The organism is Marinobacter sp. bablab_jr003 (assembly GCF_016464245.1).
GTDB lineage: Bacteria > Pseudomonadota > Gammaproteobacteria > Pseudomonadales > Oleiphilaceae > Marinobacter > Marinobacter vinifirmus.
Genome location: NZ_JADARC010000049.1, coordinates 1 through 334 on the forward strand (window position 1 = coordinate 1; position 334 = coordinate 334).

General features: G+C 54.2%; 1 protein-coding gene. It reads left to right on the forward strand.

Annotated elements, in window-relative coordinates; genetic code table 11:
* Positions 1-172 precede the first annotated feature (172 nt).
* The coding region (locus tag H3Z84_RS17345; protein ID WP_199456797.1) for a helix-turn-helix domain-containing protein at positions 173-334 on the forward strand (162 nt) is incomplete at its 3' end.

Genomic DNA, 334 nt, shown 5'->3' on the forward strand with positions numbered 1-334 from the left:
AACGCTGGAAGCGAATCAAGGGGTTTGACCAACTGAAGCTGGTCGTGGACAACGTGCAGTTTCAGGATGGAATACAGGTGGAAGATCAATCTGGCAGGAACGCTGCCTGATGGTCATACACCAGATTTGACAATAACTCCTTTACCTCGAAGGCGGGGCCAGCTTCAACCGCATCTCCAGAGAATTCAATGTCGATAGATCTTTGGTTCGGCGGTGGGTGACGAGATACCGGCACCATGGTCTGAAGGGGCTGGAGCCCGCAACCAAGCACCATTACAGCCCGTCGTTCAAGCTCCATGTCGTCAAGTGCGTGACCCGAGATGGCCTGACGGAC